This window comes from Mesorhizobium prunaredense, assembly GCF_900156895.1.
Classification (GTDB): domain Bacteria; phylum Pseudomonadota; class Alphaproteobacteria; order Rhizobiales; family Rhizobiaceae; genus Mesorhizobium; species Mesorhizobium prunaredense.
This window is the reverse complement of record NZ_FTPD01000011.1, coordinates 1-26140: the sequence shown is the minus strand read 5'-3', so window position 1 is coordinate 26140 and position 26140 is coordinate 1. Positions and strand designations below refer to the sequence as shown.

The window sequence follows — 26140 nt, the reverse complement described above, 5'->3', positions numbered from 1 at the left end:
CACAGGAGGCTCAGATGCTTGTCCGCCAAATCTTGAAGACCAAATCTCCCGAGCTCATCTCGGTCACACCAGATCAGACGGTCGTAGAAGTCCTGCGGCTGTTTCGGGACAACAACATCGGATTCGTGGTCGTCAGCCGTTCGCCCGGGGAATGCCTGGGCACGCTGTCGGAGCGGGACTGCTGCTATGCGGTGGCTGAATACGGAATCGAGGCGCCCACAATGCGGGTCGCCGACATCATGAACCGCAGTGTGGTGACCTGTTCGACACAGGATTTGCTGCCCTTTGTGATGTCGCTCATGACCGACCGACGCACGCGCCATGTGTTGGTCATGGATGGCGACGCTTCTGTCGGCGTGGTGAGCATCGGCAACGTGGTCAAGCACCGGCTCGACGAATTGCTCCGTACCGAGCAAGCGTTGAGCGATTACATTGCCGGGACCCCTTATCACTGAGGATGCAAACCCGGGGGAGCCGATTAGGGTGAACTGCCCGGAAGCTCGGCAATGCCTTGGCCGCGACTTTCAGGGCGCGCCCCGACTCCGGTGGCGAAGGCAGCGTGCGCCTTTTGAACCTCCACCGGACAAGGGTATTCGCCCCGCCGCATAAGGCTGTTGAGACGCAGGTCTCTATAGTTTTCAGGCACGAACACGAGGCCCGGGGGAAAATGCCTGTTGACCTTGAGCTGCGCCCTCAGTTCGCCCTGGGCGGATCGCACGACCACCTGATCGCGATCCGAAAGGCAAAGCTGCGCGGCGTCCCACGCGCTCATCTCAACATATGGGTCATCCGCCACCGTATTCAGGATCTCCGAGCGTTCGGAAAGATATCCATTGTGGAACAGGCAGTTGCCGGTGACCAACATGAGCCGGTCTGCTGCATTCGGGGCAGGTGGAGAGGCGAAGAACGCGCCGGCCGGTGGGCCGGGAGCCGCCTTGGTGAATGCTCCGTCGGCCCCAAGCCCGTCCTGCGTCAGCCCTTGGTAGGCCGGAACCAGCCGGGCAATCTCGCGGAAGATTTCGCCTTGCATCGACGGTTGCATTGCCTGGTTGCGGAGCGCTGCGACGAAGTCCAAGATCGCCAGATTGCCCCGCGCCTCGAAGGCGGGTTCGCGGAACTTGCGGACCGCCTGGATCCGGCCCTCGTTGTTGGTGAAGGTGCCGGATTCCTCTCCATAACCCGCCGCAGGCAGGACGACATCGGCCAGACCCACGGTATCGGTGAGGAAGGTGTCCTGCACGATCAGGAGATCGGTGGCATCAAGCGCCCGCTTGACGAATCCCCGGTCGGGATAGGTCATCAGGGGGTCGCTTCCGACGATATAAAGCGCGCCTACCCGCCCCTTGTCACAAAGCGCCAGCATTGCGTCGAGATCCGCGCCCGGCTCGGGCGGAATTTCGGCGCCCCAGGCCCGTATGAGAGCTGTGCGCGCCGCGTGATCACCGACCGGGCGCAGCCCCGGCAGGACCGCCGGCAGAACCCCCATGTCCCAAGCGCCTAGCTGGTTGGCTCGGTCGAAGAGGAACTGCATCGCTGGGCCCTTGCCGAGCACGCGGAGAACCCGCAACAGGTTGGTGAGCTGCTGCAGCGTTGCGCGCGCTTCGGAAAGCCTCAAGAGGTCGGCGCTGACAAGCACGGTGACGCTTCGACCTTTCAGCAGTAGGGCGGCCAGACGGTCCGGCCCGTCGCTGCCGGTGGTCGCTGCTGGCCCTCCGGTTGTCGCATCGATGTCCGCAATAACTTCGCCCACCGAGTTCTGACCGGCTCCCGCGACCAGCGCCGCTGCCACCGCGGCGAGGCTCGCGGCCTCAGCGCCCGGCGCAACGCGAACGACCGCTCGGGCATCGGCATCAAGCCGGGATGGCCGCGCCGAGAGCATGATCAACGTTGTCTGCCGCCGCCGCGCCGCGTCTCGCAGCAGGTATTCGGTGACCGGGTTTTCGTCGGTCACGTTGCCCCCGACGACAAGCACGCAGTCGTTGCCGATCACCTCCTCCAGCGGCGCGCGGGTGTAGAAGCCCGCCACCAACGGGCCGAGCGTCTCGAAGGGCGTGGACCAGCGCGACGAGCAGTCGATGTTGTTGGTCCGGAATACCGTCCGCATCAGCTTCTGGAACTGATAAAGCACCTCGTTGGGCAGGCGCGGCGAGGCCAGCCCGCCCGCAGCCTTGCTCTCGACGGCCGACAGGCGCCGGCGCAGGTAGTCCCCGGCTACGTCCCAGGAAACCGGAACCAGTGCGCCGTCACGACGGATCATCGGCCGCTTGATCCGGTCCCGGCTCCCGACGAAGTCGAGGCCGAAGCGCCCCCGAACGCAGAGCGTTTCGCGATTGACGCCATGCTCCCACTTCGAGCGGACCCGCATGAACTCGCCCTTGCGCGCGCCGACGGTGAGCTGGCAGCCGGTGCCGCAATGCGGGCAGACCGTGTCGGTCTCGACCAGATCCCAGGGCCGTGCCTTGTAGCGATAGGGGAAGCTCATCAGCGCGCCGACCGGGCACACCTCGACGCAATTGCCGCACTGGTCGCAACTCGCGAGACTGCCCTCGAAGCCGGTGACGGCGGTATCCATGCCTTTTTCGATGGTGCCCAAGGCGACTGCGCCGACCACGTCCTCGCACATCCGGACGCAGCGCTGGCACTGGATGCAGCGGTTGACGTTCATGATGATCACGGGGCTGAGACGGATGTCCGCGGAGTGGAACACACGTTTGGCATCGCGGAATCGGCTTTCGCGGGGCCCGTACGCCATCACCTGGTCCTGAAGCTCACATTCGCCGCCCTTGTCACAGATCGGGCAGTCGAGGGGGTGGTTGGCGAGCAGCATGTCGAGCATGGAAGAGCGCGTTTCGTCGATCAGCGGCGTGTTAGTCCGCACCACCATGCCGTCGGTGACCGCGGTGGCGCAGGAAGGCTGCAGCCGCCGTTGCCCCTCGATCTCCACCAGGCACATGCGGCAGGAGGCCAGCGCCGGCAGCCGCTTCAGATAGCAGAAGGTCGGGATTTCGATGCCCAAACGCTCGGCGGCCTGCAGCACCGTAGAGCCTGCCTCCACTTCCAGCGTTTGTTCATCGATCGTGACGCTAACCATGACTTCTTGCGGCCTTCTCCCTGCGCGCTCCTCAGTGAAACGGGCACCTCTGCTCCTCGATATGGGCGACGAATTCATGTTCGAAATGCGCCAATGCCGCCTTGAGCCCCATAGCCGCGCCGTCGCCCAGTGCGCAGAACGAGTTGCCGAAAATGCCCTTGCAGAGCGCCTCCAGCTGTTCCAGATCGCCCGGCGCGCCCTGCCCCGCCTCGACCCGGCGCAGCACTTTCACGACCCAATTCAGCCCTTCGCGGCACGGCGTGCACTTGCCGCAGGACTCGTGATGGAAGAACTCGATGATCCGGGTGGCGACCTTGACCATGCAGGTCGAGTCGTCGATCACGATCACCCCGGCCGAGCCGAGCATCGAGCCGGCGGCGGCCAGCGAGTCGAAGTCCATCCCAACGTCCAGCCCGCACTCCGGGATCAGGGGCGCCGAGACCCCGCCGGGAATCACCGCCTTGATCTTGCGCCCCGGTGGCGGCCCGCCGGCGTGGTCCTCGACCAGTTCGCGCAGCGGTATGCCCATTGGCAGCTCGTAAAGGCCCGGTTTCCGCACCTGCCCGCTGAGGCAATAGAGCTTCGGGCCGGGGCTCTTGTCCGGGCCGATGCCGCGGAACCAGTCCGGCCCGCGCGCCAGAATATGCGGCACGCAGGCCAGCGTCTCGACGTTGTTGATCGCGGTCGGGCTGGCGTAGAGCCCTTCGACCGCCGGAAACGGCGGTTTCAGACGCGGCTGCGCCCGCTTGCCTTCGAGCGAGTCGAGCATCGCGGTCTCCTCGCCGCAGATATAGGCGCCGGCGCCGCAATGGATATGCACGACGAAACTGAAATCCGAGCCCAGAATCCGCGTTCCCAGATAACCCTTCTCATGGGCCTCGGCGATCGCCTGCTCCAGCCGCCGTATCGCCAGCACGTATTCTCCGCGGATATAGACATAGGCGGTTTCGGCCCCGATCGCGTAGGCGCTGATCGCCATGCCCTCGATCAGCTGGTGCGGGTCACGCTCCATGATGATCCGGTCCTTGAAGGTGCCGGGCTCGCCCTCATCGGCGTTGCAGCACAGGTATTTCGGCTTACCGGCCCGCTTCGGCACGAAGCTCCATTTCATCCCGGTCGGGAAGCCGGCCCCGCCGCGACCGCGCAGGTTCGATTGCTTGACGAGGTCGACGATCTCGTCGGGCGTGTGCTCGCGCAGCGCCTTCGCCAGTGCCTGGTAGCCGCCGCCGGCCTCGTAGGTCGCGAGCAGATGACCATCCGGCACGTCCATGTTCCTGAGAAGGACCGGTTCGAACATGGCGCTATTCACCCGGCGGTGCTGCGGCGGCGAGATCGGCGGCGCCCGTAGCTTGCCCCGCCGTCGCGCGCAGCCTGTCCAAGAGCGCATCGATCCGCGCAATGTCGAGGTCGCCGTGATAGTCGTCGCCGACCTGCATCACCGGGGCCATCTCGCAAGCGCCGAGGCATTCGACGGTCGAAAGCGTGAACAGCCCGTCCGGGGTCGTGCCGCCCTTTTCGATCCCCAGCACAGTCTCCAGATGCCTCAGCAGGTCCTCGGATCGGCGCAGCATACAGGATAGGTTGTCGCAGAGTTGCAAGTGGAACAGACCCACCGGCTCGGTATGGAAGAGGGTGTAGAAGGTCGCCAATTCGTAGACCCAGATCCGCTCGACACCGAGGATATCGGCGACCTCTTCCAACACCGGGCCGGGCAGATGGCCATGGTCCTTTTGCGCGATCAGAAGCGCGGGCATGATCGCTGAGCGCTGGTCAGGATACCGCGCCGCAGCCGCCTCGATCTTTTCGCGCATGTTCATCGCGTCCAAATCCCCTGCTACTTGTCCACCTCCGCCATCACCGGGTCGAGGCTGCCCAGCACGGCGATCATGTCCGCCAGGTAGCGTGCATTGCTGACCCCGAACAGTGCCTGCAGATTGACGAACGACGGTGCCCGCACTTTCATCCGGAACGGTTTTTGCGACCCGTCGCTGATGATGTAGAACCCGAGCTCGCCCTTTGGCGCCTCGATCGCCGAATAGACCTCGCCCTTCGGCACCTTGAAGCCATAGGCCGAGAGGTCGAAATGCTGGATCAGCGCCTCCATCGAGCAGTGCACCCTGTCCTTGTCCACCGGGAAAGCGATGGTCGGCATATCGACCTGGAACGGCCCCTCGGGCATCTGGTCAAGGCATTGCTCGATGATCCGGACGCTCTCGCGCATCTCCTCGACGCGGCATCGCCAGCGCGCGTAGCAATCACCCTCATCGCGGGTAATGACGTTGAAAGCGAGCCGGTCGTAGATCTCGTAAGGCTCGTCGCGGCGGATGTCCCAGTCGACGCCCGAGGCCCGCAGGTTCGGGCCGCTCAGGCCAAGATCGATGCCGTCCTCGGCGGAGATCACGCCGATCCCATGCGTGCGTTTCAGGAACACCCGGTTGTTCTCGACCAGCCGTTCATAGTCGCGAATCCGATTCGGGAAGATTTCGCAGAACTCCCTGATCTTGGGGAAGAACCCGTCGGGCAGATCCTCGCGCACACCGCCGACCCGGCAAAACGAGGTGTGCATCCGCGCCCCGCTGATCATCTCCATCAGGTCCATGATCATTTCGCGTTCGCGCATGGCGTAAAGCAACGCGGTCATGGCGCCCAGGTCCATCGGCAGCGCGCCGGTGATCATGAGATGACCGGAGATCCGCGCCAGTTCGGCCATCAGCACGCGGATATATTGCGCGCGGATCGGCGCTTGGATGCCCAGGAGCTTCTCCACCGCCAGCGCGAAGGCCAGATTGTTCGACGGCGGGCAGAGGTAGTCGAGCCGGTCGGTCAGCGGAAAAATCTGGGTGTAGGTGAAGCTCTCGGCCAGTTTTTCGGTGCCGCGGTGGAGGTAGCCGATATGCGGGTCCACGCGCGCGACATACTCGCCGTCCAGCTCAAGGACGAGCCGCAGCACCCCATGCGTGCTGGGATGCTGCGGGCCGAGATTGAGAAGCACCTCCCTGGTGTCGGGCACGTCGCCTTCGGGCCTGCTCAGTTCCGTGACTTCGGTCATCTCAGCTTCCTGTCGTGGAATGATCTCCCTTACGGTATGTTCCTGGTGGCGAGGTCAGGCTGCGTCGGCGGGGGCCCTTCGGCGCCAAACGGGTTCAGCTTGTCCCTGTAGCCCCGGAGCGGAAAGTCCTTGCGCTGCGGGAAACCCTCGAACCCCTCCCACATGTAGATCCGGCGCAGATCGGGATGGCCCTCGAACCTGATCCCGTACATGTCCCAGGCCTCGCGCTCATGCCAGTTGGCGGTACGCCAGACCCCCGTCACCGACGGGACCCGCGGCGGATCGCCGAGCCGGCACTTGATGCGAACGCGCCATTTGTTCGGCAGCGAATAGAGGTGGTACACCGCCTCGTAGCGCGGTGCCTCGGGGTGATGATCGACCCCGCAGATGTCGGACAGGAAATCGAACCTGAGCGCCGGGTGCTCCTTCAGAAACCGGCAAAGCTCGACGATCGTTTCAGGCGGAGCGGCAAAGGCATGAACGCCATGCGCGAAGCCAAGATCCTCGATTGCCCCCCCGAAACGCTCCGCAATGGGGGCGCGGTTGAGGGGCGTCTTCGCGCTCATGGCGCCGCGACCCGATCCAGAGGCGTCCCGGCCAGCGCGCGGGACCTCTTGATCTTCTCTTGGAGCAGAAGGATGCCATGCATCAGCGCCTCGGGCCGCGGCGGGCAGCCGGGCACATGCACGTCCACCGGCACGAAAGTCTCCGCCCCCTGTACCACGGCGTAGGTGTTGTAGACCCCGCCCGAGATCGCGCAGGTGCCCATCGCGATGACCCAGCGCGGCTCCGGCATCTGGTCATAGAGCCGGCGCACGACGGGCGCGAACTTCCGCGTCACGGTGCCGGCGATGATCATCACGTCGGACTGGCGCGGCGAAGGCCGGAATACCACACCGAACCGGTCGAGATCGTAGCGCGCACAACCCGCCGAGATCATCTCGATGGCGCAGCAGGCAATGCCGAAGGTCTCGGGCCACAGCGCCGACCTTCGGCTCCAGTTGATCACGCTGTCGGCCGTGGTGAACAGCACGCTGTCGCGGATCGTTTCGCCTACTCCTCCCATTCCAGCGCTCCTTTCAGCCAGGCGTAGGCGAAGCCCACGATAAGCAGCAGCATGAAGACAAACATCTCGACATAGCCGACGAGCCCGATCTCCTTCAGCACGACCGCCCAGGGAAACAGGAACATCGCCTCGACGTCGAACACCACCAGCAAGATTGCGAGGATGAAGAACTGCACCCTGAAGCGGCCCCCCGCGGCCTCGCCGGCCGGGTCCATGCCGCACTCATAGGGCATGTTCTTCGCGGGATAGGGGTTGGACGGGCGCAGGAGCGAGGAGACGAACAGCGTCGCCACGGCCACCAGGACAATTCCGGCGACCATGAAGAGAACCGGCAGGAATTCCATTCCAGTCATGTCGCGCTGCCCCGGTCACCCACCGAGGGCTTGCTCAAGCTGCGACCGACCAATCCTCTGGCCGGCGGTGCGGCCCTCGTGCAGCGACTAGGGCATCCTTTCGTAGCGCCAAGAGTATTCGGTTGGCCGGTTCATTGCAAATCCAATCGTAGTCAACCGCCGAACACGGAACTCTGGGCAAGCCTCAGAAACCACGCCGGAAACAGTCCGATGCCGATGGTGCCGGCGGCGGTCAAGGCGAGCGTGGCGCGGACGGACGGCGTCAGGGCAGGCTCGAACGCGCGCTCCGGCTCGCGCATGTAGATCACCATGACGATGCGGATGTAGAAGTAGGCGGCGACGGCGCTCAGCAGCACCGCGATCACTGCCAGCATGACGAAACCTCGCTCGACCAGCGCGACCAGCACGTAGAACTTGGCGAAGAACCCGGCTGTCGGCGGAATGCCGGCGAGCGAGAACAGGTAGAGCAGCATCAGAAGCGCCAGCCCGCGATGCGACTTGGCGAAGCCGGCGTAGTCCTCGATGACCTCGCCGGAGAAATCGCCATTCCGCATCATGATGACGATGCCGAAGATACCGAGATTCATGAAGGCGTAGATCAGCAGGTAGAGCATCACGCCGGCAATCCCGTCGGCGCCACCCGCCACCACGCCGAAGAGCGCGAAGCCCGCATGGGCGATGCTGGAATAGGCGAGCAGGCGCTTGAAATTGTCCTGCACCAGCGCCACGAAGCTGCCGAGCGCCATCGTCACCACCGCGATCACCGCGACGATGATCCAGGCGTCGGAAGCGGCGACCAGTGGGTTGAGGAACACGCGCAGGATCACCGCGAACCCCGCCGCCTTGGGGCCCACTGACATGAAGGCGGTGATCGTCGTCGGCGCGCCTTCATAGACGTCCGGCACCCACATGTGGAACGGCACCGCGCCGACCTTGAAGACCAGCCCCGCGACGATGAAGACCACCGCCAGGAGCAATCCGGGATCGAGCGGGTCGCCGGTCACCGCCGCAGCCATCGCATCGAGCTGCGTCGTGCCGGTGATCCCGTAGATCAGCGAGACGCCGTAGAGGAAGATTCCCGTCGAGACCCCGCCGAGAACCACGTATTTCAGCGCCGCCTCGTTCGACCGCCGCTCCTTCCTGAGGAAGCCGGTGAGCACATAGGTCGAGAGCGCCATCAGCTCGAGGCCGACATAGATCGACAGAAGATCGGTTGCCGAGGCCACGATCATCATGCCGGAAAGCGCAAAGAGCAACAGGACATAGTATTCGCTCAACGCGATCCCCTCGATCTCGGCATATTTTCGCGACAGGAGGAACGTCAGGATGGTCGAAAGGTAGAACACCATCTTGAAGAAAACCGCGAAGCGGTCGGCGATAAACATGCCCGAATAGGCCGGCCGCACCTCGCCCGCCAGTAACAGTGTCGCCAGGGCCGCAACCAGCACGGTTGCAGCGGAAGCCCAGACGAGGAAATACCCCTGTCCCTTTGGCACAAGCTGTCCCAGAATCAGCAAGATGCAGGCCCCAGTGACCACCACGATCTCGGGCAGGCTCGCTAGGATCGACTGAAAAAGCGTGGCAGCGGTCATTGGCCGCCCCCGTTAGAATGCACCTGCGTGAGCAGATGCCTCACCGAAGGCCCGATGATGTTGAGAAAAGGTTTCGGATAGAGCCCGACCCAGAGCACGAAGACCGCCAGCGGCAGGATCGCCACCAGTTCGCGGGCGTTTACGTCGCGAATCTTGAACCGCACGCCGATGCTGGCTGGACCAAGCGCGACTTTCCTGTACATGCCAAGCAGATAGGCCGCGCCCAGCAGTGCCCCCAAAACGGCGGCCGCGCCGACGGCCAGATTGGCCGCAAACGCGCCCGACAGCACCAGCAACTCGCCCACGAACGAATTCGTTCCCGGCAGCGCCATCGACGACAGGGTGAACAGCGCAAGAAACGCGGTATAGACCGGCGCCGCCTTCATCAGCCCGCCATAATCCGCGATGCTGCGGGTATGGGTCCGCTCGTAGATCAGGCCGACGAACAGGAACAACGCGCCCGTCGTTACGCCATGATTGAACATTTGCAGGATGCCGCCCTCGAGCCCGCGGAGGTTCAACGTGAAAATACCCAGCGTCACGAAACCCATGTGGCTGATGCTGGAATAGGCCACCAGCTTCTTGAGGTCGTCCTGCGCCAGCGCGAGTAACCCGCCATAGACGATTGCGAGCGCCGAAAGCGAAAGCATTAGCGTCGAATAATACAGCGACGCCTCCGGCAGCATCGGCAGCGAGAACCGCAGGAAGCCGTAGGCGCCCATCTTCAGGAGAACGCCGGCGAGGATGATGCTACCCGCCGTCGGCGCCTGCACATGGGCGTCCGGCAGCCAGGTATGGACCGGGACCATCGGCACCTTGACCGCAAACGCGATCAGGAAGGCGAAGAACAGCCAGGACTGGACCCGGAACGGCAAATCCTGCGCCGTCAGGGCGCGGATGTCGAAGGTTTCGCCGCCGTGGAAATAGAGCACGATGACACCGATCAGGAACAGAAGGCTGCCCGCCAGCGTGTAGAGGAAGAATTTGAACGCCGCATAGACCCGGCCGTCGCCGCCCCAGACGCCGATGATCACGTACATCGGGATCAGCATCGCCTCCCAGAAGACGTAGAACAGGAACAGGTCGAGCGCGCAGAACACCCCCAGCATCAGCGCCTGCATGGCCAGCAGGCTGACCATGAACTCCTTCACCTTGCGGTCGATCGCCACCCACGAGGCGAGCACGCAGATCCAGCCCAATAACGCAGTCAGGAATACAAAGAGCGCGCTGATTCCGTCGATGCCCAGCGCGTAAGTGATTCCGAGCGCGGGCACCCACGGGCGCGTCTCGGTGAACTGCATCTCGTGGGTAGTGGTGTCAAAGCCGGCCAGCATAGCGATGCAGAGAGCGAGGTCGAGGACGGTGACACCTAGCGCCGTCCACCGCACCGCATCGTCGCTGCGGAGAAACATCAGAACCGCTGCCCCGGCGGCGGGCATGAACACGATGAGGCTAAGCAGCGGGAACGCCATCGCACCCCTACCGCCACACCACAGCGAAGACGGCGATGGCTGCGATCACACCGACGATCATCGCCAGCGCGTAATGGGTCACGACGCCGGTCTGCAGCTTGCGCAGCGCACCGCCACCGCGCAGGATTGAGCGGGCGACGCCGTTCACGACGGCGTCCACACCGTTGAGATCGATCCGCAGTCCGGCCCGTGCGGTTCCGTGCAGGAAGGGCAGCACCGCGGTCTCGGACACGTCGCTCACCGCCTTCTCGTAGCGCGCCAGCGGTTTTTCGGCGAGCCACATGAAATGCCGCGCGCCTTTGCGGTAGAACCAGTCGGTGTCGATGCTGATCGTGTTCTCGGGGTCGAGCGCCCTGAGGAACAGCACGAAGCCCAATGCGGTGAACATCAGTATGCCGAGGCTCTCGGTGATATGGACGCCGGTGTAGGGTTCGAAGTCGACTGGATGGGGCAGCAGCGCGTAAAGTGGTTGGGGGAACACCCCGATCGCGATGCACAGCACCGCCGCCATTCCCATCGCAACAAGCATATTGCGGGGCGGCTCCCGCGCCTCCAGCTTCCGGTCCATGCCGAAGAACATGTAGTACGGGAGCTTGAGCCCAGTGTGCAGGAAGGTCCCAGATGATGCCATCGTCAGCGCCAGCACCACCAGCGCGCGGTGATCCTGTCCGGCGGCGGCCACCACCATCGATTTGGTCACGAAGCCCGAGAAGAACGGAAATGCCGAGATCGCGAAGGCGCCGACCATGTAGAGCGCCACGGTCAGCGGCATGGTCCTGTAGAGCCCACCGAGCTCGGTGAGCTTGCGCCGCCCGGTGACGTGGATCACCGCCCCCGCACCCATGAACAGGAGCGCCTTGTAGAGGATATGCGCGAAGGCATGGCTGGAGGCCCCGTTCACCGCCATCTCGGTACCGATGCCGACGCCCGCCACCATGTAGCCCACCTGGCTGACGATGTGATAGGCTAGGAGCCGACGGCAGTCGTTCTCCAGCACCGCGTAGATGACGCCGTAAAGCGCCATTGCCGTGCCGAGCCAAACGAGAAGCTCGGTGCCCGGAAACGCCCGGGCCAGCACATAGACGGCGGTCTTGGTGGTGAAGGCGCTCATGAACACCGCTCCGGTGACGGTCGCCTCCGGGTAGGCGTCTGTCAGCCAGGCGTTGAGGGGCGGCACCGCGGCGTTGAGCATGAACCCGGCAAGGATCAGGTAGGCGGCGACGCCCATCCCCCCCTCGATCGGGCCGAAGAGCAGCGAACCTGTGGCAAGCCCGTGGAGAATGACGCCACCCAGCAGGGCGACGCCGCCGGTGATATGGACCATGAGATACCGGAACCCCGCACGGATCGCCTGCTTGCCGCGCTGGGCAAAGACCAGATAGGCAGAGGCAAACGCCATACCTTCCCAGAACAGGAACAGGGTCAGGTAGTCGCCTGCAAACACCACGCCGAGCGCGCTGCCAACATAGACGAACGCCGCCACATGCTCTCCGGCGCCCGTCAGGTGCAGCGCATAGACCATGCCGATCAGCGCCATGATGGTGAAAACGGTGGCGAAGACGATGCTCAGCCTGTCGACCTTCGCAATCAGGATTTCCTGCCCGATGAACTCCGCCGCGCCGTAGCTGCCCGGCTGCACGGTGAGCACGGCGAGGATCGCCAGCGCGGGAATCAACATCAGATAGGCCTTGCGGATTGATCCTTTCAGGAAAGGGATCGGCAGGGCGCCAAGAATGAACAGCAGGGCGGGATGGACGAAGTCAATCATAATAGTCCTCGCGCCGCATCAACCCGCCCTGATGGCCGAGGAACTTGGAGACGAAGATCAGCAGGACGCAGGACAAGAAGCCATAGACGGCCGACCAGCCCGGCAAGCGGTCCCACAGGTATTCAGCGTGTTCGCGGGGGACCAGAAAATCGGCGATGACGATCAGAACGAGCGCCAGATAAAACAGCCGGCGGCGTTGCTCCGCGTGTCTCGCCTCACCAAAGAAATCGACGACACGCCTGATCATCTGACCACTCCTTCCGCCAGGGTGAGAAAATAGCCGGGGAAAATACCCATCGACACCGACAGGATCGCGGTCGCGACCAGCGGGATCGTCACCATCGGAATTTCACGGACCGTCGCCGGACTTTCCTGTGTCTCCGTCCCGAAAAAAGCGACATAGCTGACCGGCAGGAAGTAGGCGGCGTTCAGGACCGAGCTCACCAAGAGCACGACCAGGAACGCAATCTCCCCCGCCTCCACCGAGCCCAGCGCCAGATACCACTTGCTGACGAAGCCCGCGGTCGGCGGCACCCCGATCATGCTGAGCGAGGCCACGAAGAACGCGCCCATCGTCCAGGGCAGCCTGCGGCCGATGCCGGCCATGTCGCTGATGTTCCGCTTGCCGGACGCGCAATAGATCGACCCGGCGCAGAAAAAGAGCGTGATCTTGGAGAACGCATGCGCCGCAATGTGGATGATCCCGCCGACCATCGCGACCGGCGACAGCAGGACCGCGCCCAGCACGATGTAGGAGAGTTGGCTGACCGTCGAATAGGCGAGCCGCGCCTTCAGGTCGTCCCGCGTCAGGGCGTAGATGGACGCCATCAGGATGGTGAACGAGACCAGATAGGCCGTTGCGATGCCGAGCCCCAGCCCGTCCACCAGCCCCGTGCCGAAGACATGGAACACCACCCGCAGCACGCAGAACACGCCCATCTTGACCACGGCCACCGCATGCAAGAGTGCGCTGACCGGTGTCGGCGCGACCATCGCGGCAGGCAGCCAGGCGTGCATCGGCATCACCGCGGCCTTGGCGAAGCCGAACAGATAGCAGAAGTAGACCACGGTCAGCAGCGCCGGCGAGGCATCGACCCCGGCCAGCAGCCCGCCTGGCACGAAGTCAAGCGACCCCGCCAGATGGTAGGTCAGCGCCAGCGCGGCGAGAAGCACGCTTTTCGACGCCCCCATCAAATAGACGAGGTACTTGCGGCTACCCGTCCATCCCTCTTCGTCCTCGTGGTGATAGACGAGCGGGTAGGTAACGAGGCTGAGCACCTCGTAGAAGATCACCAGCGTGAACAGATTGGCGGCGAAGGCGCCCCCGACGGCCGCCGCGAGACTGGCGGCGAAGCAGGCGAAGAACCGGGTCTGCGCGTGCTCGTTCAAGTGGCGCATGTAGCCGATGGAATAGATCGCCGCCAAGATCCACAAGAGCGACGAGACGGTGGCAAACACCATGCCGAGCGCATCGACCCGGAAAGCGAAGTCGATCCCCGGCAGAATCTCGAACAGGCGCAAATCGACCGTCCCGCCGGCCAACACCGTGGGTGCCATCGAGGCGACAATTGCGAACATAGCGATCGCGGCCAAGGGCGAGACGACATCGCGGAGTTTCTCGCGGTTGTTCAGAACGAGAACTGCAAGGGCCGCCAGGCCTGCGACGGCGACGGCAAGCAGCGGCCGGATCGATATCACCGGGTCCAAGCCGCTATCCTTTCATCATGGTCACGTCGTCGACCTTGAGGGTGGACTTGTTCCTCACGAGGGCGACCAGAATCCCGAGGGCGACCGCAACCTCCGCCGCGGTGATTGCGATGACGAAGATCGCGAAGATCTGCCCGCGGAAATCGTCGTAGTAACGCCCGAAAGCGATGAAATTGATGTTGACCGAGTTGAGCAGCAACTCCAGCGACATCAGCACGACCAGGATATTGCGCCTGAGCAGCACGCCCGCCGCTCCGATCACGAACAGGACCACTCCGAGCAAAATATACCACCAGAGCGGAACCATCACCCCTGCTCCTTCCGCGCCAGCACGATGGCGCCGACCAGGGCCGCCAGCAGGATCACGGAGGCGGCTTCAAACGGTAGGAGATAGTCGGCGAAAAGTGTCATGCTGAGCTGCCTGATCTGATCGCCGCCGCGCATCGCGACGGGCTCCGTGACCGAAAAGCGGTCGCTCCAGAGCACCAGTACAAGCATCTCGACCCCAAGCAGGACGAGCAGCACCAGAGCCGGCAGGTTGCCGCCCGGCAAGAACCGCTGCAACACCGCTTCGCGCACATCGATCATCATGATCACGAACAGGAACAGGACCATGATTGCGCCGACATAGACGAAGATCTGGATGACAGCGAGCAACGGTGCCTCGAGCAAGACGAAGATTGCCGAGATCTGCAGGAAACACGCCATCAGCGCCAATGCGCTGTGAACCGGATTCCGCGCCAGGACCACGGTCAGTGCCGTGATCACGGACGCCGCAGCGAACAGAAGAAAGAACGCCTGATCCATCGACGCCAACCCTCCGCCGCGATCTGTCACTCGGCGCAAGACGGCCGGGTTTGAGATAGCTGCGCACTTCAGATGCGTCTACAAATTGTGCCCTAGTATCGGATTTTTCTCAAGTTTACATGGTTTGTCGCTACGTTATGCCCAAGTCTCAGTATCTGATACGGTGTGCGATCCCGCAGCCTGCTTATCCGTTATTCAGGCTGCCGAAGGAGGTTCGGCACGGGATCAGAAACCCTGAAAACCTGAAAAAAGGACGTCGCGGCCAGACGGCGGGCCTTTGGCGAGCTTACCCCGCCCAGATGTAGTGAATAATCTCTTCGGCCTCGTGCTCGACCTCCTCTATGCGCTTCTTCACCACGTCGCCGATCGAGACGATGCCGTCCAGTTGGCCGTTCTTCACCACGGGCAGGTGGCGGAAGCGGCCTGTGGTCATGATCTCCATGACCTGGTTGATCGTGTGGTTCTCGGTGCAGAGCTTGACCTTGGCGGTCATTGCGTGACGGACACTCTGCTCCAGCGCCGCAGCCCCATGCTTGTCCAAGGCGCAGACGACGTCGCGCTCGGACACGATGCCGACCACCTTGCGATCGCCATTGGTAACGACCAGTGCGCCGATCCTGTGCTCGGCGAGCCTGTTGATCGCCACGGCGAGCGCTTCGTTCGGGCCGATCGTCTCGACGGCTCGACCCTTGTCCTCGAGAATCGCTTTGACGTTCATGGCTTCCTCCAAGCGTTGCTACGCTCCAGCCGTCCGCCCCGTCTCCCTCTGGGTGCATTTCTGCCCATCGTGCGCCGCGCGCCTTCATATTTCAAGTCCGACTTGCGTGCTCAGGCGCCAGTGCTTCCTGGCGGTAGGCCTTCATGATTGGCTCACACAAACCGCCGCCTGCTACAGGGGTCGCCGTGCCGTCGCCGATGCTCATCGATCAGCCGAGAGCGCCGTCACGGATTTCCAAGGGAAGCCGATTCCGTCGGGCTCATGGGCGGCATGCCTGGTTCCTCTAGATGCATGCCGCTTTCGTCCATTTTCGCAGGCGTCCCTGAACCCCAGGCGGCGTGCATGTGCCGTTCAACGTCGCGCCCGGCGATTTTGGTAAGCGGCGTGAGGATCGAACTTTCGCTCTTCTGAGCGATATCACTAAGCGAGATGAGGCCCGTCGTCCGCTTCTACCGGTTGAGCACTGAAAGGTGACGCACCCGGCGCGCCTGCGTTTGTTCAAGCGCCTGCTCCAGGGCCTGGTCCTCGAAACAGAAGAATATGCCGGGCGACATCACAGCGTCGGACGCGAATCCTTCGTGGAATCACTATGGCGGGCGTTACTGTGACAAGACGATCAGGATCGTCATTGATCATGTGCGGCAGATGAACTCCCGGACCGCCGAAGATCCTACGCTAATCTACTCAAAAACAGCCGCTTCGCCGAATTTATTAGGTCTTTCCCGTCACTCCCACTCGATTGTTTTTAACTCAGCTAGGTCATTGATCTAGCTGGGTTTTTTCTTGCTTGCGGCACTGAAAAGCCGACGCACAGTCCGTCAAAAAGTTACGCTTTTGATTTTAAAAGGAAAATTGCCACAAAAAATATTTTGAGGTTTCACCAACTATCGGGACCAATCGGACGATTTTTTTGCATCCTACGGCGTCCGACGACGCGCCCAAGCCGTCTCGAAAAGTACCGTCAGCGCTCCGACTAGGGCAATAACATCAGTCCAGCATCCGCCGAGCAGACGGTTTCCGGCTTGGGAACACGACCCAGGGATCACAGAAAAAAGGATATAAGCGCGCTTGACATTTAAGACGACCGGTCGTATTAAATAACATGCCGAGACACAACGTACGCCAGCAAATCATCGACGCCGGGCTGAAGGTCCTTATCGAGAAGGGATTCAACGGCTCCGGCGTCCAGGACATCACCGCCGCGGCCGGCGTGCCGAAGGGGTCGTTCTACAATCACTTCGAGAGCAAAGAGGCGCTCGGCGCCGAGATCGTCGATGTCTACGGTCGCGACAATCCGCGTCGCGCGCTGCTAGGCGATACATCCCTTCCGCCGCTGCAGCGACTGCAGGCCCATTTCGAGCGGTTGAACGCGAACTTCACCGCCGCGGATTTCGGCCGCGGCTGCCTTTTGGGCAATTTCAGCGCCGAGCTCTCCGGCCAGAGCGACCTGATCCGTGAGCGCCTAGCCAGCCTCTACCTCAACTGGTCAAGCGACCTTGCGGCGGTGGTCGCCGAAGCCCAGGGCGACGGCTCGATCTCCACCAAGGCGCCCGCGCTGGATCTCGCCTCGTTCCTGCTCGATGCCTATGAAGGCGCATTGCTGCGGGCGAGAGTCGAAAAGAGCGGTCGTGCTTTCGATCGTTTCATGACGGTCGCCTTCGACCAAATCCTCGTCTGAATGCGGATAAGGCCTGGAACCGGCCCTGTTAAAAATTTGCCGGAGAACAAGATGACCGACCATCTTAATATTGCGACAAGCCCTGTGGCGATAGCCTCCTCCTCGAAAGCCTCCCCTTCCCTGGCTAGGCTCTACTGGCTGGCGCTCGGCACCTTCGCCATCGGTACCGAAGGCTTCATGATCGCGCCGCTGCTGCCGGAGATGGCAAGCGACCTGTCGGTGAGCCTCGCCGGCGCCGGGCAACTGGTCACGGTGTTCGCGCTCACCTATGCGCTGAGCTCGCCGGTGCTGACGGCGCTAACCGGCAGCGTCGACCGCAGGCGTCTGCTGATCGCCTCCATGCTGGCCTTCGCGGCGGCAAACTTCGTCGCCTGGTCGGCGCATGACTATACCGGCCTGATGACCGCCCGCATCCTGCTCGCGCTCGCCGCCGGTCTCTACATGCCAAGCGCCAGCGCCCTGGCGGGCGTCGTGGTCGGACCTAAGCATCGGGGCACGGCGCTTGCCATAGTCACCGGCGGCAGCAGCCTCGCCGTCGCGCTCGGCGTGCCGGCCGGCGCGCTGGTCGGCAGTCACTTCGGCTGGCGCCTGAACTTCGCGGCCGTCGGCGTGATGGCGCTGATCGCGGCCGTCGGCCTGATAAGCGGGCTGCCCCGCGACATCACCACTCGCATGCCGGTGGCCAGCCTACGCGAGCGCCTCGACGTGGCGCGCCGGCCGGCCGTCCTCCTGGCGCTGCTCGGCACCATGCTGTGGGCGACGGGCGCGTTCGCCGTCTACACCTACCTCACCTCCTACCTGGCGGCCGCCACGGGAATGGCCGGGACCGCCGTCAGCGCCGTCCTGTTCGCCTGGGGCGTTGCGGCAGTCGTCGGCTTGCGGCTGGGCGGGCGGCTTAGCGACCACTTCGGACCCCTGCCGGTGATTGCCATCAGCCTGCTTGTCCTGACGCTCGCCTTCGCCAGCCTGTCGATAAGCCCGGTCCTGCTGCCGCCGGCGGCGGTGCTTCCTCTGATCCTGTTGGCGGTCGTGCTTTGGGGCGTGTCGGCCTGGGCGTTCTACCCGGCCCAGCAGGCACGACTCATCGGCATTGCCGGGACCAAGGTGGCGCCCGTCGCGCTCTCGCTGAATGCTTCCTTCCAATACCTCGGGTTCTCGATGGGAGCCGCGCTCGGCTCGCTCACCGTGGCGAGCATTTCGCCGCTGGCCATCGGTTGGGTCGGCGCGGGATGCGTGCTCGCCTCCCTGTCGCTCGTCCTCGCCACCCAACCGCGCGCCGGCAGCCCGGCGCTGGCCGCCCTCTGATCCCAACCACAGGAGAACTTCCATGTCCAAGACCACACCAGAGCAAAACAAGGCGCTCGTCCTCGAAGCCTTCGATGCGCTGTTCAACAAGCGCGACTACGCGGCGGCCGAGCGCTACTGGTCTGACCGCTACATCCAGCACAGCGCCCACATCGCACCTGGCCGTGACGGCCTATTCGACCTGGTCCGCACTGTGCCGGACACGCTGAGATACGAGAACCATCTCATCCTGGCCGAAGGCGACTACGTCATCGCGCATGGGCGCTTCTCCGGCAACGGCCGGCCTGCCGCCTGGGTCGCGGCGGACGTCGTGCGCATCGAGGACGGCAAACTCGCCGAGCACTGGGACGTGCTGCAGGACGAGGCGACGCAGGCGCAGTCGCTGAGCGGCCTGCCGATGTTCGGTGACCATTTCCCCGACTGATCTTTTTACACACTCGCTTCACACAAGGAGAAGAACCATGAAACTCACAGGCAATACCATTTTCATCACCGGTGGCGGGTCCGGGATCGGCCGCGGACTGGCGGAAGCGCTCCACGAGCGCGGCAACAAAGTCATCATTTCCGGCCGTCGACGCGCCAATCTCGACGAAGTGACCGCCGCCAATCCCGGCATGGAGGCAGTCGAGCTCGACATCACCGATCCGGGGAGCATCGAGACCGTCGCGGCCAAGCTGATCGCCGACCATCCCGATCTGAATGTCGTCATCAACAACGCGGGCATCATGCTGCCGGATCAGGCCGCCGGCCGGATCGACGACACGCTCGTGGTCGATACGGTGGACACGAACCTGCTCGGTCCGATCCGCATGACCGCGGCGCTGGTTGAACACCTGAAGGGCAGGAAGAACGCCGTCATCGCCTACACCAGCTCCGTCCTGGCCTTCGTGCCGATGGCGGTCACCTCGGTCTACTCGGCGACGAAGGCGGCTCTTCACTCCTATGCCCTGTCACAGCGCTTCCTGCTGAAGGATACCGGCGTGCGCGTTCTCGAGATCGCGCCGCCCTGGGTCCGCACCGATCTCATGAACAGCCGGGAGGCCGAGGAAGCCATGCCGCTCGATCAATTCATCGCGGAGACGATGAGGGTGCTGGAGACTGATGCCGACGAGGTCGTTGTCGAAGGCGCCAAGGCTTTCAGGTCCAACGTCGGCCCAACCGAACACGGACTCGTCAATAGCTTCAACGAGTTTGCGTCCGTGCGCTTCGCGGCCTAGCGCACGACAACTCAGCCGTCATCCCGGGCCCGACCCAGAATGACGGCACGGTTCACCGCAATCCCAGCTCCACAAGAGGACAATACTGCAATGACAACAACCCCAAAGCTAACTCGTCGAGGGCTCCTCGGTTTCGGAGTCGCCGTTCCCGTCCTAGCCGGCATGCCGTCGGGCCTGGTCAACCTCGCGCTTGCGGACGACAAGGCAACGTCCGGCTACAGCCCGCACGGCGCCGGATACTATCGTTTCAGCATCGGAGACCTCAAGGCGACCGTGATTTCCGACGGATACGGCAACGTGCCGTTCTGGCCGATCTTCGCGGCGAACCAGCCCGCTTCGGTGGCCGAGCCTTTCCTCAAAGAAAATCACCTCAATCCGGCGCCGCAGTTCACGAACAACCTGCTCGTGGTCGACACTCCCACCGATCGTGTGCTGGTCGACACCGGCTTCGGCGACGTCCTTGGCCCTGGTTCCGGCCGGTTTCCCTACCTGGTCCCGAACCTCGCGCGGGCCGGCATCGCGCCCGAGAGCATCACGGTGGTGATCATCAGCCATATCCATCTGGATCATGTTGCCGGTGTGGTCACCAAGTCGGGCAGCCATGTCTTCCCGAACGCGCGATATGTGTTCGTCGATGATGAACTGAGCTACTGGACCGGCAACCGGTTCGAGGCCGACATCAACGCCTCGAAGGCGCCGGACGAATTCAAGAAGGCGGCGATCTACGCTCCCAAGACCTATCTGCCGCCGCTCCGGCAGCGCATGCAGGTCGTGCGGCCGGGCGCCGAGGTCGTGCCGGGCATCACACTCATTCCCGCGCCCGGCCACTCTCCCGCCCACACAGCCATCCGCTTCAGCTCGGGGAACGCGCAGTTCATCCACATGGCCGATGTGGCTCATCGCTCGGATTCGGGGCTGCAGCATCCGGACTGGTCCGTCATCTTCGATTTCGACGGCGATCAGGCGATCGCCACACGAAAGCGGATCTTGGGCGAGGTCGCCGCCGACCGGACCCTGGTGATGGGCTACCACTTTCCGTTCCCCGGTCTCGGTTATGTCGAAGCCGCAGGCTCGGCCTACCGCTGGAACGCGATTCCATGGTCATGGTCGTGACGGGACGGCCTTGAACCCCGTGGGCCTGCGCATTGGGCAGGCCCGCTATTCCATGCAGCGCTGATGTCAAGATGGAGATAACGCCCAATGGAACCGCATATTGCAGCGCTCGTCGCCGAGGGGCCGCTATCGACGATCCGTACCCGGCACCTTTTCACCATGCTGCTCCAGGTGCGCGCCGTCACGACCGTCGGCGCGACCCCCGACGGCTTCCGACGGATCGCGCTCGTCAGCGGCGGGCAGGTCACCGGGGCGCGACTGCGCGGCAAGGTGCTCGACGGAGCCAGTGACTGGCAGGTGAGACGGCCCGACAGGCGCCTGACGCTCGATGTCCGCCTCACCATCGAGACCGACCGGGGCGCCCTTGTGACGATGATCACTCGCGGTATCCGCCATGGCCCGGCCGATGTCCTCGATCGCCTGGATCGCGGCGAGATCGTCGATCCGGCCGGCTACTATTTCCGGATCGCGCCCACCTTCGAGACGGCCGACGCGGACCTGGACTGGCTTAACGGCATCCTGGCGATCGGTATAGGCCATCGTGTCACGGAGGGGCCGGTCTTCAATGTGTTTGAGGTTCTCTGACGGATTGAGGCCGATCGCCGGCTCTCTACTCGCACCCACTCCCAGGCCACAAATAGTCAGCTCCCGGCTCGTTTGCAGACTACGCCGCCGGTATCACAAAGGATGTATAGATATGTCCAACCTGTTCAGCCCGATCCACGTCGGCGCGTTCGACCTGTCGCATCGCGTCGTGCTCGCCCCGCTCACCCGCATGCGTGCCGAGATACCGGGGAATGTCCCTGGCCAAGCCATGGCCGACTATTACGCGTCCCGCGCCACGCCCGGCGGCCTCCTGATCGCCGAGGCGACCTACATCGCCCGCCAAGGCAATGGCGGCTTCGGCTCACCCGGCATCGAGACCGACGACCAAGCGGCCGGCTGGAGGAAGGTCGTCGACGCCGTTCATGCCAGGGGTGCGACGATCGTGCTCCAGCTCTGGCATGTCGGACGCGTCTCCCATGTCAGCCTGCAGCCCGATGGCGGCGTGCCCGTCGCTCCCTCCGAGGGCGACGCCGGCCTGGGCGTTCTTCTCAAAGGCCGGCCTGGCCCGGCCACAGCGCCACGGGCGCTCGCGATGGAAGAGATCGCGGCGGTGGTCGAACAGTATCGCGCCGCCGCCGAGCGAGCGAAGCAAGCCGGATTCGATGGCATCGAAATGCATGGCGCCAACGGCTATCTGATCGACCAGTTCCTGCAGGACGGCTCGAACCGGCGCACCGACATCCATGGTGGCAGCATCGAAAGCCGGGCGCGCTTCCTCTTCGAGGTGGTGGACGCCGTGACCACCGTCTGGTCACCCGATCGCGTCGGCGTCCGAGTTGGTCCGAGCAACACCTTCAACCAGATGCACGACAGCGATCCCCAGGCCCTGTTCGCCCATGTCGCGAAAGGACTGGGGGATCGCAGCATAGCCTATCTCCATGTCATCGAGCCGCGCGTGAAGGGCAATGCGGAGGTCGGCGAAATGCCTCCGGTCGCTGCGGAGAACCTGAAGCCAATCTTCCAGGGTCCGGTCATCGCCGCCGGCGGTTTCAACGCCGCGGACGCAGCCGCAATCGTCGCCAGGGGCGGCGCCGACCTGGTCGCCTTCGGCCGCCATTTCATCGCCAATCCCGATCTCGTCCATCGCCTGAAAGAGAAACTGCCGCTCAACAAGTACGACCGCGAGACCTTCTATTACGGCGGCGCCAAAGGCTATTCGGACTATCCGCTCTATGACAAGACCATCAGGGAGGAAGTGGCCTAATCGCCGCTCTCCTGCCCGCGGTGGATCACTCCATCCTGACCAACAACTTGCCGAAGTTGCGGCCCTTCAACAGGCCCATCAAAGCTTTGGGCGCGCCTCCGCGCCGAGTACATCGCGTCAATGGTATCGCATCGACATTTCTGCTGAGCGCCCGGTAAGGGGTGCCACTGTATGGTTTGGAAGCTCGCTGGAAAGCATCGGAAGGACGAGGCCCAATGACGGCAATGGCGCCGGACGCGGCCCCGGCTTCACTCGCGGGCGTATTCGGCAATGTCGAAGTGGTCGTGATTGACGACGCTGATGAGCCAACGGCTGCTAACACTGGCGGAGACTATCGCCTTCTGCCCGTGGGGGACCAGATGTCCCGCATTCTGGTACAAAACATCCGCCTTGCCGAGACGGTGCAGGTCGCCCGCAAGGCGGGCCGTATCCCGATCGCCTCGATCGGCGCCTGTTCGGCCTCGCTCGGCATGGTGGGCGGCATCGCCGACGCCGAAGGCGACGTCGGCATGATCTGGTTCGATGCTCATGGGGATGCGAAAACGCCGGACACTTCGGAGAGTGGCTTCTTCGAGGGTATGCCGGTGACGACCATCGCTGGCAAATGCTGGCCGCGTTATCGACGCAAGATTCCTGGATTTCGGGAAATTCCGGAGGAGCGCATCATCACTGTCAGCCTAAGCGAGATGTCGCGACCGCGGCGTCGAGTTCCGCCTGACGGCGGCCGGTCACGAAGACGCGTGCGCCCTTCCGCTGCGAACCGCTTGGCCGTTGCCAGGCCGATGCCGCCCGTTACGACGGCGATTTTTCCTTCAAGTCTGCGTGCCATGATCTGTCTCCTTGCCGGCGAGACAAATCTGGGAGGGTGGATTATTTTGCGAAATAGAAAGGCTTGAAAGTCATCGTTGCAGAAATGTCGGTAATGAAGCGCAGCTGCTCCGCTGACCTATGGCCGCCTTCTCAATTGTGGCGGTGGTTTCCAGCCCATCACCACTTCCGCACTCCACCGCGCATCCGTCAGCTCGGCGATCAGGAAATCAGCCAAGGCGGAGACCTTGGCGGGACGGGCGCGAGCCGTCGGCGTCACGAAGTACAACCCGCCTTCCGGTAGCCCCCAATCTGTGAGGATCGGTTCGAGCTGCCCATCCGGAAAATACTGGGTCGCAATGAATTCGGGGAGTTCGGTGATCGCCAGCCCCTCGAGCACAGTCGGCAATAAAGCCTCGGCACTCGTTCCTCGTAGCGGTCCTGTCGGCATAATCGCAGACTCTTCACCAGTTTTCCGATGCGTGAAGCGCCAAACGTCATGCTTCGATCTTTTAGTGTAGCTCAGACATTGATGGGCGACGAGGTCGTGTGGGTGCTGCGGACGACCAAACCTTGCAATGTAGGCCGGCGACGCAACGACGAACCGCCGAACAGGTGCGATCAGCCGCGCGACGAGCGATGAGTCCTCCAGAGCGGCGATGCGCAGCGCAGCGTCGAAGCCGTCGCCGATCAGATCTGTCTGCGCATCGGTCAGCTGCAGATCGACTGCGATCTCAGGATAGCGTCGAAAAAACTCCGGCAGCAGGGGTGCGACCCAGCGCGTGCCGAAGGACAGCGGGGCCGCAAGTTTCACGAGGCCCCGCGGGCGACTCGAGGCCTCGCGCGCGAAGTCCTCGGCCTCCTCCGCATCGGCGAAGATCTTGGACGCCCGCTCGGCGAGCGTGTGACCATAGTCGGTCAACGCAAGTCGCCGGGACGTCCTGTTGAACAGGCGCCCCCCAAGGCGTTCTTCAAGACGCGTGACGGCGCGCGAGACGGTAGCCACTGATACGCCCATGGTCCGGGCTGCCGCAGCGAATGAGCGCTCCTCGGCCACTTTGGCGAACATGGCCAGTCCCTCGAAGTCGGGCAACTTTGACATCGACATTCCTGCAACGATGACTTTCAATCATTTCTATTTCGAATACGCGGTCTAAGCAACAATACTCGGCTGGTCCGCCACGAGATGCGGAGGTCCACGTCAAGGAGACTTTCAATGTTTGCGACCCGATACCTTCCCTTTGTCGGCCGGTTGATGATCGGTCTTCCCTTCGCCATGAGCGGCTTGAGCAAGCTTGGCGCCTACGGCGCCACGACCGGGATGATCGGTGCCGTCGGCTTGCCGTTCCCGCCGCTGGCCTTCGCCGTGGCCGTCGCAGTCGAACTCGGTGGCGGCCTGCTTCTCATCGCCGGCTATCGCGCTCGCTACGTGGCCGCTGCCCTTGCCCTGTTCTCGCTGGCAACCGCGATGTCGTTTCACAGCAATTTCGCCGATCAGAACCAGATGATCCACTTCCTCAAGAACGTGATGATGGCGGGTGGGCTTCTGCAGATCGCAGCATTCGGCGCCGGTGCGCTCAGCATCGACAATCGGCGCAAGGCCGGCGAGCTCGGCTCAAGCGGCGAAGTGGTTGCTTGAAAGGTCTGCCACGGCGTTCTCGTAGTCTCGACCGTGGCCTCCAGGCTCTATCCGACGAAACCACTTCCGAAAACGCCGTCGACGCTCCCCCCACTGCCTCGTGTGAGTAAAGCCATGCCCCCAGAACCAAAAGAGACGGCCATACCTCGCAGGCAAGCTCTCACTCTCGCCATAGGCGCGGCAGCCTTCTTGAGCGGAGCACGCGGCGCGGCCGAGGCAAGCGCCTCGGGGGCACTTCCCGCAGCAGAGCCATCCCTCGTCAAGACGGCGCAAGCCGAACCCGACACCAGACGGAGAGAAACCATGTCCCCCACCGTATCGACCTTGTTGCTTCGCAATCTCCACGACGTGTTCGGTGAGATCGACCCCGTGCGTCGACGCAAAGCGATCGAAGAAGTCTTCCACGAAGACGCCGTGTTCTACGAACCCAACGGCGCTTACCACGGCCGCGACGAGATCGACCGCATCGCAGGCGTGATCAAGGCGACCCATCCTGACTTCCAATATCAGCCGCTCTCTCCGCCTGAGGAGATGGGTGATGGCGGTCGGGTCCAGTGGGTGTCAGGAAGTCCTGGCAAGCCGCCAGCTTACGCCGGAACCGATTTCATAATCGTCCGGGACGACAAGATTGCCGCCGTCTATCTCTTCTTTGATAAGCTTTCTTGAGCTGGGCATTGCGGCGGCGACATCAATCGCGCCGCAGCCGCCCTGGCGCACAGTTTAGGTCTCAATAGTCGTCGACTTACGCAGCAACCCGCCTATGTGCACGCTATTCTACGCCACAGCCCTCTCGCTCTCTAAAGCCGCTTTACATTGTCCGGGGATTGGACGCAGATCGGATATGCGAATTTCGACAGGAGACCACGCAGCTCCAAAGGAAGAAGAAACTGACGGAACGGTAGCAGAACGGCAGCGAAAATCGCCGCCGATGCCCGCTCACTCCCACTC

At 63.3% G+C, this 26140-nt stretch carries 26 protein-coding genes and 2 pseudogenes; 11 read left to right on the top strand and 17 right to left on the bottom strand.

Going from position 1 to position 26140, the window contains the following annotated elements; translation table 11 throughout:
* The first annotated feature begins 14 nt into the window (after positions 1-14).
* Positions 15-455: a CBS domain-containing protein gene (locus tag BQ8794_RS10410; protein WP_077376528.1), complete on the top strand. Its 441-nt coding sequence runs from the start codon at positions 15-17 to the stop codon at positions 453-455.
* 23 nt (positions 456-478) lie between these two features.
* Here BQ8794_RS10410 and nuoG read toward each other — a convergent pair whose 3' ends face one another.
* The 15 genes from nuoG to BQ8794_RS10335 all read right to left on the bottom strand — a co-directional run bounded on the left by nuoG (position 479) and on the right by BQ8794_RS10335 (position 15623).
* A complete protein-coding gene (gene nuoG / locus BQ8794_RS10405) occupies positions 479-3091 on the bottom strand; it encodes an NADH-quinone oxidoreductase subunit NuoG (RefSeq protein ID WP_077376525.1) in 2613 nt (870 codons plus the stop codon).
* A 31-nt stretch (positions 3092-3122) separates the two neighbouring features.
* The gene (nuoF, locus tag BQ8794_RS10400; protein WP_077376522.1) at positions 3123-4388 is read right to left on the bottom strand and encodes an NADH-quinone oxidoreductase subunit NuoF; all 1266 of its coding nucleotides are present in this window, start codon (positions 4386-4388) and stop codon (positions 3123-3125) included.
* A gap of 4 nt (positions 4389-4392) precedes the next feature.
* On the bottom strand, positions 4393-4908 hold the full coding sequence (locus BQ8794_RS10395; RefSeq protein WP_077376518.1) for an NADH-quinone oxidoreductase subunit NuoE: 516 nt from the start codon (positions 4906-4908) through the stop codon (positions 4393-4395).
* Between the two features lie 17 nt (positions 4909-4925).
* Positions 4926-6140: an NADH dehydrogenase (quinone) subunit D gene (gene nuoD, locus BQ8794_RS10390; protein ID WP_077376515.1), complete on the bottom strand. Its 1215-nt coding sequence runs from the start codon at positions 6138-6140 to the stop codon at positions 4926-4928.
* A 29-nt stretch (positions 6141-6169) separates the two neighbouring features.
* On the bottom strand, positions 6170-6706 hold the full coding sequence (locus tag BQ8794_RS10385; protein WP_077376512.1) for an NADH-quinone oxidoreductase subunit C: 537 nt from the start codon (positions 6704-6706) through the stop codon (positions 6170-6172).
* Positions 6703-7206: a NuoB/complex I 20 kDa subunit family protein gene (locus BQ8794_RS10380; protein ID WP_077376509.1), complete on the bottom strand. Its 504-nt coding sequence runs from the start codon at positions 7204-7206 to the stop codon at positions 6703-6705. The genes BQ8794_RS10385 and BQ8794_RS10380 overlap by 4 nt, the downstream gene beginning before the upstream one ends.
* Positions 7194-7559 carry an NADH-quinone oxidoreductase subunit A gene (locus tag BQ8794_RS10375; RefSeq protein ID WP_023800384.1) on the bottom strand — a complete coding sequence of 122 codons (366 nt, stop codon included), beginning with the start codon at positions 7557-7559 and terminating at the stop codon, positions 7194-7196. Before BQ8794_RS10375 ends, BQ8794_RS10380 begins: the two co-directional genes overlap by 13 nt.
* A gap of 152 nt (positions 7560-7711) precedes the next feature.
* A complete protein-coding gene (locus BQ8794_RS10370) occupies positions 7712-9151 on the bottom strand; it encodes an NADH-quinone oxidoreductase subunit N (RefSeq protein WP_077376506.1) in 1440 nt (479 codons plus the stop codon).
* Complete coding sequence (locus BQ8794_RS10365; RefSeq protein WP_077376503.1) at positions 9148-10623, bottom strand: NADH-quinone oxidoreductase subunit M; 1476 nt, start codon at positions 10621-10623, stop codon at positions 9148-9150. The genes BQ8794_RS10370 and BQ8794_RS10365 overlap by 4 nt, the downstream gene beginning before the upstream one ends.
* A 7-nt stretch (positions 10624-10630) precedes the next feature.
* Positions 10631-12391 (bottom strand): Na(+)/H(+) antiporter subunit D, encoded by a 1761-nt coding sequence (locus BQ8794_RS10360; RefSeq protein ID WP_077376501.1) that lies wholly within the window; start codon positions 12389-12391, stop codon positions 10631-10633.
* Complete coding sequence (locus tag BQ8794_RS10355) at positions 12384-12638, bottom strand: hypothetical protein (RefSeq protein WP_077376498.1); 255 nt, start codon at positions 12636-12638, stop codon at positions 12384-12386. The genes BQ8794_RS10360 and BQ8794_RS10355 overlap by 8 nt, the downstream gene beginning before the upstream one ends.
* Positions 12635-14098, bottom strand: coding sequence for a monovalent cation/H+ antiporter subunit D family protein (locus BQ8794_RS10350; protein WP_077376495.1), 1464 nt, complete (start codon positions 14096-14098; stop codon positions 12635-12637). The genes BQ8794_RS10355 and BQ8794_RS10350 overlap by 4 nt, the downstream gene beginning before the upstream one ends.
* A gap of 4 nt (positions 14099-14102) precedes the next feature.
* Positions 14103-14405, bottom strand: coding sequence for an NADH-quinone oxidoreductase subunit NuoK (nuoK, locus tag BQ8794_RS10345; protein WP_023800378.1), 303 nt, complete (start codon positions 14403-14405; stop codon positions 14103-14105).
* Positions 14405-14905 carry an NADH-quinone oxidoreductase subunit J gene (locus tag BQ8794_RS10340; RefSeq protein ID WP_023800377.1) on the bottom strand — a complete coding sequence of 167 codons (501 nt, stop codon included), beginning with the start codon at positions 14903-14905 and terminating at the stop codon, positions 14405-14407. Before BQ8794_RS10340 ends, nuoK begins: the two co-directional genes overlap by 1 nt.
* Positions 14906-15191: 286 nt before the next feature.
* Entirely contained in the window at positions 15192-15623 is a 432-nt protein-coding gene (locus tag BQ8794_RS10335; protein ID WP_077376492.1) for a CBS domain-containing protein, read from the bottom strand.
* A 1102-nt stretch (positions 15624-16725) separates the two neighbouring features.
* Between BQ8794_RS10335 and BQ8794_RS10330 the strand changes: the two genes are divergently transcribed.
* The 8 genes and pseudogenes from BQ8794_RS10330 to BQ8794_RS37175 form a co-directional block, all read left to right on the top strand.
* Positions 16726-17301, top strand: a complete 576-nt coding sequence (locus BQ8794_RS10330; RefSeq protein ID WP_077376489.1) for a TetR/AcrR family transcriptional regulator — start codon at positions 16726-16728, stop codon at positions 17299-17301.
* A gap of 51 nt (positions 17302-17352) precedes the next feature.
* Positions 17353-18606: an MFS transporter gene (locus tag BQ8794_RS10325; RefSeq protein ID WP_077376486.1), complete on the top strand. Its 1254-nt coding sequence runs from the start codon at positions 17353-17355 to the stop codon at positions 18604-18606.
* Positions 18607-18628: 22 nt separating this feature from the next.
* Entirely contained in the window at positions 18629-19030 is a 402-nt protein-coding gene (locus tag BQ8794_RS10320) for a nuclear transport factor 2 family protein (protein WP_077376483.1), read from the top strand.
* A 37-nt stretch (positions 19031-19067) separates the two neighbouring features.
* Positions 19068-19823, top strand: a complete 756-nt coding sequence (locus tag BQ8794_RS10315) for an SDR family oxidoreductase (protein ID WP_077376480.1) — start codon at positions 19068-19070, stop codon at positions 19821-19823.
* Between the two features lie 90 nt (positions 19824-19913).
* Complete coding sequence (locus BQ8794_RS10310) at positions 19914-20936, top strand: MBL fold metallo-hydrolase (protein WP_167378694.1); 1023 nt, start codon at positions 19914-19916, stop codon at positions 20934-20936.
* Positions 20937-21023: 87 nt separating this feature from the next.
* Positions 21024-21521, top strand: coding sequence for a DUF3237 domain-containing protein (locus BQ8794_RS10305; RefSeq protein ID WP_077376474.1), 498 nt, complete (start codon positions 21024-21026; stop codon positions 21519-21521).
* A 112-nt stretch (positions 21522-21633) separates the two neighbouring features.
* The gene (locus tag BQ8794_RS10300) at positions 21634-22746 is read left to right on the top strand and encodes an alkene reductase (RefSeq protein WP_077376471.1); all 1113 of its coding nucleotides are present in this window, start codon (positions 21634-21636) and stop codon (positions 22744-22746) included.
* A gap of 215 nt (positions 22747-22961) precedes the next feature.
* A pseudogene (locus BQ8794_RS37175) lies at positions 22962-23345 on the top strand (arginase family protein); the annotation flags it as partial.
* Positions 23346-23436: 91 nt separating this feature from the next.
* Here BQ8794_RS37175 and BQ8794_RS36040 read toward each other — a convergent pair.
* Positions 23437-23575 (bottom strand): annotated as a pseudogene (locus tag BQ8794_RS36040) (SDR family NAD(P)-dependent oxidoreductase); the annotation flags it as partial.
* Positions 23576-23692: 117 nt separating this feature from the next.
* Positions 23693-24655 (bottom strand): LysR family transcriptional regulator, encoded by a 963-nt coding sequence (locus BQ8794_RS10290; RefSeq protein ID WP_077376640.1) that lies wholly within the window; start codon positions 24653-24655, stop codon positions 23693-23695.
* Between the two features lie 114 nt (positions 24656-24769).
* On the opposite strand from BQ8794_RS10290, the gene BQ8794_RS10285 reads away from it, so the two are divergent.
* Together BQ8794_RS10285 and BQ8794_RS10280 are read left to right on the top strand one after the other, a co-directional pair.
* A complete protein-coding gene (locus tag BQ8794_RS10285; RefSeq protein ID WP_077376465.1) occupies positions 24770-25192 on the top strand; it encodes a DoxX family protein in 423 nt (140 codons plus the stop codon).
* A 303-nt stretch (positions 25193-25495) separates the two neighbouring features.
* Positions 25496-25858: a nuclear transport factor 2 family protein gene (locus BQ8794_RS10280; protein WP_077376461.1), complete on the top strand. Its 363-nt coding sequence runs from the start codon at positions 25496-25498 to the stop codon at positions 25856-25858.
* The last annotated feature ends 282 nt before the right edge of the window (positions 25859-26140 follow it).

Coding starts and splice junctions, on each gene's coding strand:
- BQ8794_RS10410 (WP_077376528.1), top strand. CDS start 15: ATGCTTGTCCGCCAAATCTTGAAGACCAAATCTCCCGAGCTCATCTCG.
- nuoG (WP_077376525.1), bottom strand. CDS start 3,091: ATGGTTAGCGTCACGATCGATGAACAAACGCTGGAAGTGGAGGCAGGC.
- nuoF (WP_077376522.1), bottom strand. CDS start 4,388: ATGTTCGAACCGGTCCTTCTCAGGAACATGGACGTGCCGGATGGTCAT.
- BQ8794_RS10395 (WP_077376518.1), bottom strand. CDS start 4,908: ATGAACATGCGCGAAAAGATCGAGGCGGCTGCGGCGCGGTATCCTGAC.
- nuoD (WP_077376515.1), bottom strand. CDS start 6,140: ATGACCGAAGTCACGGAACTGAGCAGGCCCGAAGGCGACGTGCCCGAC.
- BQ8794_RS10385 (WP_077376512.1), bottom strand. CDS start 6,706: ATGAGCGCGAAGACGCCCCTCAACCGCGCCCCCATTGCGGAGCGTTTC.
- BQ8794_RS10380 (WP_077376509.1), bottom strand. CDS start 7,206: ATGGGAGGAGTAGGCGAAACGATCCGCGACAGCGTGCTGTTCACCACG.
- BQ8794_RS10375 (WP_023800384.1), bottom strand. CDS start 7,559: ATGACTGGAATGGAATTCCTGCCGGTTCTCTTCATGGTCGCCGGAATT.
- BQ8794_RS10370 (WP_077376506.1), bottom strand. CDS start 9,151: ATGACCGCTGCCACGCTTTTTCAGTCGATCCTAGCGAGCCTGCCCGAG.
- BQ8794_RS10365 (WP_077376503.1), bottom strand. CDS start 10,623: ATGGCGTTCCCGCTGCTTAGCCTCATCGTGTTCATGCCCGCCGCCGGG.
- BQ8794_RS10360 (WP_077376501.1), bottom strand. CDS start 12,391: ATGATTGACTTCGTCCATCCCGCCCTGCTGTTCATTCTTGGCGCCCTG.
- BQ8794_RS10355 (WP_077376498.1), bottom strand. CDS start 12,638: ATGATCAGGCGTGTCGTCGATTTCTTTGGTGAGGCGAGACACGCGGAG.
- nuoK (WP_023800378.1), bottom strand. CDS start 14,405: ATGGTTCCGCTCTGGTGGTATATTTTGCTCGGAGTGGTCCTGTTCGTG.
- BQ8794_RS10340 (WP_023800377.1), bottom strand. CDS start 14,905: ATGGATCAGGCGTTCTTTCTTCTGTTCGCTGCGGCGTCCGTGATCACG.
- BQ8794_RS10335 (WP_077376492.1), bottom strand. CDS start 15,623: ATGAACGTCAAAGCGATTCTCGAGGACAAGGGTCGAGCCGTCGAGACG.
- BQ8794_RS10330 (WP_077376489.1), top strand. CDS start 16,726: ATGCCGAGACACAACGTACGCCAGCAAATCATCGACGCCGGGCTGAAG.
- BQ8794_RS10325 (WP_077376486.1), top strand. CDS start 17,353: ATGACCGACCATCTTAATATTGCGACAAGCCCTGTGGCGATAGCCTCC.
- BQ8794_RS10320 (WP_077376483.1), top strand. CDS start 18,629: ATGTCCAAGACCACACCAGAGCAAAACAAGGCGCTCGTCCTCGAAGCC.
- BQ8794_RS10315 (WP_077376480.1), top strand. CDS start 19,068: ATGAAACTCACAGGCAATACCATTTTCATCACCGGTGGCGGGTCCGGG.
- BQ8794_RS10310 (WP_167378694.1), top strand. CDS start 19,914: ATGACAACAACCCCAAAGCTAACTCGTCGAGGGCTCCTCGGTTTCGGA.
- BQ8794_RS10305 (WP_077376474.1), top strand. CDS start 21,024: ATGGAACCGCATATTGCAGCGCTCGTCGCCGAGGGGCCGCTATCGACG.
- BQ8794_RS10300 (WP_077376471.1), top strand. CDS start 21,634: ATGTCCAACCTGTTCAGCCCGATCCACGTCGGCGCGTTCGACCTGTCG.
- BQ8794_RS10290 (WP_077376640.1), bottom strand. CDS start 24,655: ATGTCAAAGTTGCCCGACTTCGAGGGACTGGCCATGTTCGCCAAAGTG.
- BQ8794_RS10285 (WP_077376465.1), top strand. CDS start 24,770: ATGTTTGCGACCCGATACCTTCCCTTTGTCGGCCGGTTGATGATCGGT.
- BQ8794_RS10280 (WP_077376461.1), top strand. CDS start 25,496: ATGTCCCCCACCGTATCGACCTTGTTGCTTCGCAATCTCCACGACGTG.